General features: G+C 64.1%; 7 protein-coding genes and 1 pseudogene. 6 read left to right on the top strand and 2 right to left on the bottom strand.

Going from position 1 to position 9,991, the window contains the following annotated elements; all coding sequences use genetic code 11:
- Positions 1-615: pseudogene (locus SPHV1_RS21225) on the top strand (AMP-binding protein); the annotation flags it as partial.
- Complete coding sequence (locus SPHV1_RS21220; RefSeq protein ID WP_054947994.1) at positions 612-1,229, top strand: response regulator transcription factor; 618 nt, start codon at positions 612-614, stop codon at positions 1,227-1,229. The pseudogene SPHV1_RS21225 and the gene SPHV1_RS21220, both read left to right, overlap by 4 nt.
- 113 nt (positions 1,230-1,342) lie before the next feature.
- Here SPHV1_RS21220 and SPHV1_RS21215 read toward each other — a convergent pair whose 3' ends face one another.
- Positions 1,343-4,696 carry a PAS-domain containing protein gene (locus tag SPHV1_RS21215; protein WP_054947993.1) on the bottom strand — a complete coding sequence of 1,118 codons (3,354 nt, stop codon included), beginning with the start codon at positions 4,694-4,696 and terminating at the stop codon, positions 1,343-1,345.
- Positions 4,697-4,818: 122 nt separating this feature from the next.
- Positions 4,819-5,439, bottom strand: coding sequence for a TetR/AcrR family transcriptional regulator (locus tag SPHV1_RS21210; RefSeq protein ID WP_054947992.1), 621 nt, complete (start codon positions 5,437-5,439; stop codon positions 4,819-4,821).
- 160 nt (positions 5,440-5,599) lie between these two features.
- Here SPHV1_RS21210 and SPHV1_RS21205 point away from each other — a divergent pair, with 160 nt between their 5' ends.
- The 4 genes from SPHV1_RS21205 to SPHV1_RS21190 are packed head-to-tail and all read left to right on the top strand — an operon-like array spanning position 5,600 to position 9,853.
- Positions 5,600-6,364, top strand: coding sequence for an SDR family NAD(P)-dependent oxidoreductase (locus tag SPHV1_RS21205; RefSeq protein ID WP_054947991.1), 765 nt, complete (start codon positions 5,600-5,602; stop codon positions 6,362-6,364).
- A complete protein-coding gene (locus SPHV1_RS21200; RefSeq protein WP_054947990.1) occupies positions 6,361-7,593 on the top strand; it encodes an acyl-CoA dehydrogenase family protein in 1,233 nt (410 codons plus the stop codon). Before SPHV1_RS21205 ends, SPHV1_RS21200 begins: the two co-directional genes overlap by 4 nt.
- Positions 7,590-8,669 carry a phosphotransferase gene (locus SPHV1_RS21195; protein WP_054947989.1) on the top strand — a complete coding sequence of 360 codons (1,080 nt, stop codon included), beginning with the start codon at positions 7,590-7,592 and terminating at the stop codon, positions 8,667-8,669. Before SPHV1_RS21200 ends, SPHV1_RS21195 begins: the two co-directional genes overlap by 4 nt.
- A 23-nt stretch (positions 8,670-8,692) precedes the next feature.
- On the top strand, positions 8,693-9,853 hold the full coding sequence (locus tag SPHV1_RS21190; RefSeq protein WP_054947988.1) for an acetyl-CoA C-acetyltransferase: 1,161 nt from the start codon (positions 8,693-8,695) through the stop codon (positions 9,851-9,853).
- The last annotated feature ends 138 nt before the right edge of the window (positions 9,854-9,991 follow it).

Below are 9,991 nucleotides of genomic sequence, written 5' to 3'. Positions count from 1 at the left end.
AATCTTTGCAACAGAGCCTTGATCGAAGGCGCGGGCGATGGATGCCTGGTCATCGCCGATAGCTGGCCCGGCCAGATGCGCACCGTGTGGGGCGATCATGACCGGTTCTTCCAGACCTATTTCACGACCTTTCCCGGTTACTACTTCACCGGCGACGGATGCCGCCGCGACGAAGACGGGTATTACTGGATCACCGGCCGTATTGACGATGTGATCAACGTTTCCGGGCACCGCATGGGCACTGCCGAGATCGAAAGCGCGCTCGTTGCGCATCCTACCGTGGCCGAGGCGGCGGTGGTCGGCATGCCGCACGACATCAAGGGGCAGGGGATCTACGCTTTTGTCACGACGAATGCCGAGGTCGAGCCAGACGAAGCGCTGCGCAAGGAACTGGTGCAGTGGGTGCGCCGCGAGATCGGCCCTATCGCAACGCCTGACGTGATCCAGTTCGCGCCCGGCCTGCCCAAGACGCGCTCCGGCAAGATCATGCGGCGTATCCTGCGCAAGATTGGCGAGAACGACGTCGGCAATCTTGGCGATACATCGACGCTGGCCGATCCGGGCGTGGTCGATAACCTTCTGGCCAACCGGCCTCAACGGGAAGCGGCGCAATAGACACGATCCTGATCGCGGATGATCACCCGCTGTTCCGGCAGGCCTTGATCCTGGCGGTGGCAAGGGTCGCTCCGCGAGCACGGATACTTGAAGCCGGTACGCTCGCTGCCGCGGCGCGCGCCGCCGGCGAGGCGCAGGGCCTTCGTTTGATCCTGCTCGATCTCAAGATGCCCGGCGCGGTCGGCTATTCGGGCATCGCATTGCTTCATGCGGAAAAGCCCGAAGTGCCGATCCTCGTGGTTTCGAGCGCCGAAGGTGCCAAGGCGGCGGAGGAAACGCGTGCGCTGGGGGCGGTTGGCTTCCTGCCCAAGGACAGCGACCTGGCCACGATCGAAGCCGCAATCGCTCGCGCGCTCACTGGAAAGCCGTTGTCCGCGCCGCTGACGCCCGAGGACCCCATTCAGCGTGAAGTTGCTTCGCTCACCCCTACGCAGTTGAAAGTCCTGCTGGCGGTGCTGGAAGGCAAGCTCAACAAGCAGATTGCCCATGACCTTGCGATCAGCGAGGCAACGGTAAAGACGCACATGACCGCAATCATGCGCAAGCTGGATGTGCAGAACCGCACGCAGGCGGCGCTGGTTGCGCGTTCTTTGGGGCTTGACCTGAAGCACTGAGGGCGTCCCTCGACTTCGCTCGGGACGAACGGAGGTTAGGGAAGGGGCGCTGCCCATCCAGCCCAATTATCCCCGTTCGTGTCGAGCGAAGTCGAGACACTTGCGCCAGAAACTCAGTGCCCCACTTCCCTCGCCAGAAACGCAACGATAACATCGGACGAAGCGGGCTTGGCGATCACTGTGACCCCCTGGGCGTTCGCCCTTCGCAGCAAGTCCGCCGAACTTTCCGCCGTCACCAGCGCTGCGGGCAGGTTCGGCCAACGCGCCCGCAGGCCGGCGATCAGGCTCAGCCCCTCGGCTCCCGCGTCGAGGTGATAGTCGACCAGCGCTGCATCCGGCCTTCGTCCCGCCAGCCGCATCGCGCCGCCTGCATCGGTCGTGCCCACCGCGCGGTGGCCAAGGCTGGATAACAGCGCCACCGTGGCATCGAGAATCATCGGATCGTTATCGACGACCAGCACGCGCAGCGCATCCGACGCTGCCATCGCCGGGATCGCGTCGATCGGCGCGCCATCGCCTGCCAATTCCTTGCCCGGCTCGTTCGCTGCAAGCAGTGACACGCTGAAGCGGCTGCCCTTGCCCGGAATGGAGCGGACCTCGATTGCGCCGCCCAGCAGACGCACGATCCGCTCGGCCAGCGCAAGGCCAAGGCCCGACCCGGCCGCCTCGACAGTGCCCAGCCGGGAGAATTCCTCGAAGATCGTCTTCACCTGATCGTCGGCGATGCCCACCCCGGTGTCGATCACATCGATACGCAAGCGGCGACCACGTTGCCGCACCCCTAGCAGCACGCCGCCACGTTCGGTGTAGCGGATCGCGTTCGACAGGAAGTTCTGCAGCACCGATCGCAGCAGCGCCGGATCGGTGTGCAAGTGGCCGGTCAGCGGCCCGATCCGCAGGCGCAGGCCCTTTTCCCTGGCCAGCGGGGCGAAGCCTTGCAGCAGGTCGGTCAGCATCGGTTCCAGCGCGACCGGCTCAAGGCTCGGCTCTATACCCCCTGCGTCCAGCTTGCTGATATCCAGCAGCGCGCGCAACAGTCCCTCGGCGGCGACGATGGCGCTATCGACCCGCTCCGCCAGCGCTTGCCCATCTGCATTTACCTCGCGCTGCAGGGCAGCGGTGAACAGCCGCGCTGCGTGGAGCGGTTGCAGCAGATCATGGCTGGCGGCGGCGAGAAACCGCGTCTTGTCCTGCGTCGCCTCGGCAAGGCGGCGGTTGGCCGCGCTCAATTCGCTGGTCCGGTCTGCTACCCGGCTTTCGAGTTCGCCCAAGGTGCGGCTGAGCTCATCGCGGATGCGCGCTTCTTCGGTGATGTCGATGAAGCTGGTAACGTAGCCGCCGCCGGGCATCGGGCCGCCAACCGTCTTGATGACGCGTCCATCGTTACGCCGACGCTCGAAGCTGTGGGGCAGGCCCCTGTGCATGTGCGCCATCCGCTTCTCGACGTGATGGGTGACATCCTCCGAACCGAAATCGCCCAGGTGCGCATTGTAGCGGATCAGATCGGCGATCGGCGTGCCCACATGGAGCAATTCGGGCGGGTAATCGAAAACCTCTTCATAGCGGCTGTTCCACGCTACCAGATTGAGATCGGCATCGACTACGCAGATGCCGGCATCGATATGCTCGAACGTGGCGGCCAGCAATTCGCGTGAGAAGCGCAGCGACTGGCCGCGCTCGCCCAGCAGGCGGGTCACGTCGGCCAGGTTCATCTGCCCTCCGGCAAGCGCCGAGGCGACGAGTGCGCGGGCGGACGATATTCCGACCACCCGCGCGATCAGTTCGCGCGCGCGCTCAGCGGCCCGGCGATCGATCGGCACACCACCGGCAGCGTCGGGGAACTCCTGCGCAGCGCGTTCTTCTCCCACGAAGCTGGCGGTAAGGCGAGCGAGATCGGCAAGGTCGCTGATCTTGCCCGGGCCGCGCAGCAGGCGGGGCAGCGCTGGTGTCTTCACCTTGCGCGCCGCCACCAGTGCATAGCTCAGCAGGTTCGCGCCCAGGCTCCATACGACGCCGTGCACCAGCGGGGTGGCATTGCCGATGCCGAACAGGCGGATCGGATCGGCCAGCGTGCCCGTGACCATACCCAGCCATTCCGGCGGCAGCACCGTTGGCAGCGCCAGTGTGTAAAGCCACAACGCCAGCCCGACCGACAAGCTGGTGCGCGCTGCCAGACCGTCACGCCCGCGCCCATGGGTGGCAAGGATCAGGTGCGGAGTGAACTGCGCCATCGCGGCGAAGGCCACCAGGCCGATCGACGCGAGCGATTCCGATTCCGACGTCAGCAGCGCCCAGACCAGCGCAGCGGCAATGACGGCGACGATCGAGAGCCGCCGCACCAAAAGCATCCGCCGGCCAAGCGATCCCGCGCCAGTGGCGCCCACACCCTCTCGCCGCAGCAGAGTGGGGAAGATCAGATCGTTTGACACCATCGTCGCCAGCGCGGTGGCATCGACGATCACCATTGACGCCGCCGCGCTGATGCCACCGAGCAGGGCAATCGCCAGCACGCCGCTGCTTCCGTTAAGGACCGGCAGTTGCAGCACGTAAAGGTCGGGCGTCGCCGAACCCGAAAGCAGCGTCGTGCCGGCAAGGGCGATGGGCAGCACCATCAGCGCCATCAGCGCAAGATATGCGCTCAGCCCCCAGCGCGCCTTGCCCAGCGCGGCCGGCTCGTGGGCTTCGACCAGTCCCATGTAAAACTGCCGGGGCAGCACGATGATCGCCATCACCGAAATGAGGAAGATCACGCCAACCTCGCTGGAAAGGCGTGCCGGGGCAAAGTTGCCGGACAGGATCGCTGCGCCGCGCGACACGGCGTCTTCGCTGGCATCTATGAGCATCCAGATCGCGAGGGCGGAAACGACGGTCATCGCCGCGATCTTGATCAGCGATTCGAGCCCGATGGCGTAGACAAGGCCCTCGCTGCGCCCGGCAAGTTCGAAGCGCCGCGCGCCGAACAGGATCGCGAACAGCGCCAGCAGCGCGGCTGCGACGATCATCGCCGGCGTGGCGATCGGCGATCCCGACACAATCGCGAGCGCACCGCCGATTGAACGAAATTGCAGCGCGACATAAGGGATCGTGCCCGCCAGCGCGATGATCGTCACCAGCCGCGCGACGCCGCCGTCATGCCCGAAGCGTGCGGCAATGAAATCCGAAACGGTGGTGGCGCGCTCCTCGGCCACGGCATGGGCCAGCTTGCGCAGGAAACGCGGCGCGCCGATCAGGAGGCAGATCGGCGCAAGGTAGATCGGCAGATATTGCCACCCGTCGCGCGCCGCGCTGCCCACTGCGCCGTAAAAGGTCCAGCTTGAGCAATAGACACCCAGTGCCAGCGTATAGGCTACCTGGCGCAGGGCCGGATGGCGCGACAGCCGCTCACCCTGCCGTTCCACGAGAGCGGCAACGGCAAACAGCAGCAGGATAAGCGCAAGGACCAGAACTCCCGCAGGCAGCAGGCTCATGCAATCGGCTCCCCCTCAGCCGTCACCGGAGCCTAGCGCATGGCGCAGGTGCGACAAGTTTTTCCGTTGCCGATCGAGGTTTGGCAGAGGCTGGACCTCCGCGAGACGGGGGGCGTCCCGGCCTAGCTGCGGGGCAACAGGCCTGCCGACAGGATGTCGACCATGGCCCGCGCAATCTCGGCGGGCGTGAGATCGCCTTTGGGATCATACCAGCGCGCCGGCCAGTTCAGCGCGCCCGCCAAGGTGAACGCCAGCATTTTGGGGTCCTGCGGTGCTATCGAGCCATCGGCCATGGCATCGCGGATCAGTTCGCGCAGGGAGCCGTCGATCCGGCGCTTCAGCTCCTTGAACTGGATCGCGCTGTCACCGCTGAGAAACGCGGCATCGGTGCGGATTACGGATTGCCCGAAAGGCGACATGTTGATTTCGGCATAGCGTTCGAGGAAGTGGCGCAGGCGATCCAGCCCCGATCCTGCCTCGCGGTTCGCCTCGTCCACCGCCGTGATCAACTGGTTCAGCCCCAGCGTGAGGCACTCGAGCAGCACTTTGTCCTTGTTGCCCAGGTAATGGTAGATCGTCGGCTTGGTGATGCCGAGCGAGGCGGCAACATCGTCGAGCGAGGTGGCCTGAAACCCGCGCTCGTTGAACATCTTCACCGCTGCCAGCAACACGGCGTCCCGCTTGGCCTCCCGGTCAAGCAAGCGCTGTTCGGCGGTGCGAAACGGAGACGCAGGCTCAGCCATTCCACCGACCGGTCATCGGTTCATAAAGCTGGCAAATGATGCGGCACCTATTAGATATACTCATTGGAAAATCCTATACTGAGCGGTATATGAATTCCCGACGACTTGGAATCAAGGCGAATCCCGCGGATTGACGAATGATCACAGGAGAGAGTTTCCGATGCAGGTGAATGGAATTGCGGCAATCGTCACCGGCGGTGCCTCGGGCCTTGGCGGTGCGACAGCCGCACGGCTCGCCAAGGCTGGCGCGAAAGTCACGCTTTTCGATCTCAACGCGGATCTGGGCAGTGCGCACGCCGCTGCGATCGGCGGCCATTTCGAGCGGGTCGATGTGACTGACGAAGCCGCTGTCGAAACCGCACTGGCTTCGGCCGAGGCGGTTAACGGCAAAGCCCGCATCCTCGTGAACTGCGCGGGCATCGGCCCGCCGGCGAAGGTGATCGGTCGCGATGGCAAAGCACTGCCGCTTGCCGATTTCTCCAAGATCATCTCGATCAACTTGCTGGGCACCTTCAACGTCCTGTCGAAGTTCGCCGCGCTGCTGCACGAGGCCGAGGCGCTCGAAGGCGGAGAGCGTGGCGTCATCGTCAACACCGCCAGCGTTGCCGCATTCGATGGGCAGATCGGCCAGCCCGCCTATGCCGCGTCAAAGGGCGGCATTGTTGGCATGACCCTTCCTGTCGCGCGCGAACTTGCCCGCTATGGCATCCGCGTGATCACTATCGCACCAGGCCTGTTCCTCACTCCGCTGTTGGCGTCACTGCCTCAGGAAGCGCAGGATTCGCTTGGCAAGCAAGCACCGTTCCCCAGCCGCCTAGGCAATCCAGATGAGTATGCAATGATGGTTGAATCGATTGTGGCTAACCCGATGCTCAACGGCGAGACGATCCGTCTCGACGGCGCAATCCGGATGGCGCCGCGATGAGCGCCGTGCAGCAAGCTGTCGGCCCCGCCGCCGCAGGTGCCACACCGCGCGCGGTCGATATCGGCGCGCGGGTCGAGGCCTTCGTGCGCGAAGTTGTCGTGCCTTACGAGAAGGACAAGCGCCGCGATCACCATGGCGCGCCGACCGATGAACTGGTCATGGAAATGCGCGAACTGGCGCGTGCGGCTGGCGTGCTGACACCGCATATCCTGGCGGACGGTTCGCACCTTTCGCAGGTGGAGACGGCCTATGTGCTGATCCGCAGCGGATTGTCGCCGCTTGGCCCACTCGCGGTCAACACCATGGCACCTGACGAGGGGAACATGTACCTTCTCAGCCATGTCGGTTCGGACCACCTGAAGAGCAAGTTCCTCGAACCGATGGTTGCCGGCAAGGTGCGCTCGGCATTCTTCATGACCGAACCGGCGCTGGAAGGTGGTGCAGGGTCCGACCCTTCGATGATGAAGACCACCTGCCGCCGCGATGGCAACGAGTGGGTGATCAACGGTCGCAAGGCGTTCATCACCGGTGCCGAAGGTGCGGGCATCGGCATCGTCATGGCGAAATCCGAAGATCCGGATTCGCTGGGCGGCGCGTGCATGTTCCTGGTCGATCTGCCGGATGAGGCGATCCACATCGACGCAATCCCCAACACCATCGACAATTCGATGCCGGGCAGCCACGCCACCCTGACGATAACGAACCTGCGCGTTCCAGCCGACCAGATGCTCGGCGATCCGGGCGAAGGCTTCAAGTATGCGCAAGTGCGCCTGTCCCCCGCACGCCTGTCGCACTGCATGCGCTGGCTGGGTTGCTGCATCCGCGCGCACGAGATCGCAACCGATTACGCCTGCCGCCGTGAGGCTTTCGGCAAGACTTTGATCGATCACGAAGGCGTCGGCTTCATGCTGGCGGAGAACAAAATCCTGATCAAGCAGTGCGAACTGATGATCGACTGGTGTGCCAGTGTGCTCGACACCGGATCGCTTGGCACGGTCGAAAGCTCGATGGCCAAGGTTTCGGTCTCGGAAGGGATGATGAAGATCGCCGACAACTGCGTGCAGGTTATGGGCGGCATGGGCGTGACCGACCTGACTATCGTCGAGCAGGTGTTCCGCGAAATCCGCGCCTTCCGCATTTACGATGGCCCCACCGAAGTGCACAAGTGGAGCCTCGCCAAGAAGATCAAGCGGGAATGGCGCGAGGGGCTGACGGAGAAGCCGGCATGAATGCCAAGGCGGGCGATAGCATAGCCGAAGCCAACTCGGGCACCACCCCGGTGCGCGAGGGCTACGGCTTTGACGTCGAGGCGATGGCCAGCTGGATGCGCGAAAACGTAGCGGACTTCGAAGGCCCGCTCAGCGTCGAGCAGTTCAAGGGCGGTCAGTCCAACCCGACCTACAAGCTGGTTACGCCAAGCCGGAATTATGTCCTGCGGCGCAAGCCGCCGGGGCAACTGCTGAAGGGCGCGCACGCGGTCGAGCGTGAGGCCGAGGTGATCTCGAAGCTCGGCGCGGCGGGATTCCCGGTGCCTGCGTTCTACGGCATCTGCACCGACGACGCGGTAATCGGCAGCTGGTTCTTCGTCATGGGCATGGTCGAGGGTCGCATCTTCTGGGATGCGACGTTCCCCGACGTGCCGCGGGAGGAGCGCCCGGCCTACTTCGCGGCGATGAACGAAACGATCGCGCAACTGCACGGCTTCGATCCGGTCGCCATCGGTCTTGGCGAATACGGCAAGCCCGGCAATTACTTCGCCCGGCAGATCGCGCGCTGGTCGCGCCAGTATCGCGAAGACGTGGAAGCCGGCCAGAACGACGACATGGACCGGCTGGTGGAATGGCTCCCAGGCGCGATCCCGGAAGGCGACGAGACCAGCGTGGTCCATGGCGATTTCCGCTGCGACAACATGATCTTCCATCCCACCGAGCCGCGCGTGCTGGCGGTGCTCGACTGGGAACTTTCGACGCTGGGCCATCCGCTGGCGGACTTTGCTTATCACGCGATGATGTACCGCATGCCGCCCGACATCGTCGCGGGCTTGCAAGGTGCTGACCTGGCCGCGCTGAATATCCCGACCGAGGCTGATTACATCGCCGCTTATTGCCGCAAGGCAGGGCGCGAAAATATCGCCGACTGGGACTTCTACGTCGCGTTCAACTTCTTCCGGCTCGCCGCGATCTTCCACGGCATCAAGGGCCGCGTGATCCGTGGCACTGCCGCCAATGCCGAAGCCCGCGAACGCGCCAAGAGCTTTCCACGTCTGGCCCGGCTTGCCGTCGAAGCCATGGAACGCTGCCGCTAACCCATTTCGAAAGGTTATCACTGATGCCTACCGCCTATATCGTCGAAGCCGTCCGCACCGCCGGGGGACGCCGCAAGGGATCGTTGGCGGAAGTCCATCCGGTCGATCTCGGGGCAGCGATGATCAATGCCCTGCTTGATCGCAGCGGCATCGATCCGTCTGCGATCGAAGATGTTATCATGGGCTGCGTCACGCAGGGCGGTGAGCAGTCGTTCGCCTTCGGACGCAACATCGTGCTCGCCTCGAAGCTGCCTGAAAGCGTGCCTGCCGTGACGATCGATCGCCAGTGCGGATCGTCGCAGCAATCGGTGCAGTTTGCGGCGCAGGCTGTAATGTCGGGCACGCAGGATCTGGTCATCGCGGGCGGCACCGAGAGCATGACCCGCGTGCCGATGTTCACCAACCGCTTGCTGCACGATCAGGCCGGGCTGGGTGTCGGGCCGTTCCCGCCTTCGGTGCTGGACCGTTACGGGATCAAGGACTTCAGCCAGTTCGCCGGTGCGCAGATGATCGCTGACAAGTATGGCTATTCGCGTGAGCAGCTTGATGCCTTTGCGCTGCAAAGCCACCTCAAGGCAGCGGCCGCTTCCGACGCGGGAGCCTTTGTCGACGAGATCGTGCCGGTGATGACCCCGGAGGGCTGGTTCCAGACCGACGAGGGCATCCGCCGCGATACGACGATGGAAAAGCTGGCCTCGCTCAAGACGCTCGAAGAAGGCGGCAGCATTACTGCCGGCAATGCCAGCCAGATCAGCGATGGCAGTTCGGGCGTGCTGATCGCCAGCGAAAAGGCGGTGAAGGACCATGGCCTGAAGCCGATTGCGCGGCTGCATCACTTCTCGGTCAGCGCGGGCGATCCGGTGGTCATGCTGGAAGAACCGATCCCGGCAACGCGCAAGGCGCTGGCCAAGGCGGGCATGTCGTTGTCCGACATCGGCCTGTATGAAGTGAACGAGGCGTTTTCGCCGGTGCCGATGGCCTGGTTGCAGGCGTTCGATGCCGACCCGGCGCGGCTCAATGTCAATGGCGGTGCGATTGCACTGGGCCACCCGCTCGGCGCGAGCGGCACGCGGCTGATGACCACGATGATCCACGCCCTGCGTAAGCGCGGCGAGCGTTATGGCTTGCAGACCATGTGCGAAGGTGGCGGTATCGCCAATGTCACGATTGTGGAGGCACTATGAGCACCGAACTGGTCAAGGTCGAGCGTGAGGGCTCTGTTGCAAACTCTGACACGGTTTCCAAGATTGGGCTCATGTACTGTCAAGGTCAGTTGCGATGAACGATTTCAAAGGACGGCATTTTACCGGCGAGGTCATCCT

The organism is Novosphingobium sp. KN65.2 (assembly GCF_001368935.1).
Classification (GTDB): Bacteria; Pseudomonadota; Alphaproteobacteria; order Sphingomonadales; family Sphingomonadaceae; genus Novosphingobium; species Novosphingobium mathurense.
Note: the sequence above shows the minus strand (reverse complement) of the source record. Positions and strands in the feature narration are given on the sequence as shown.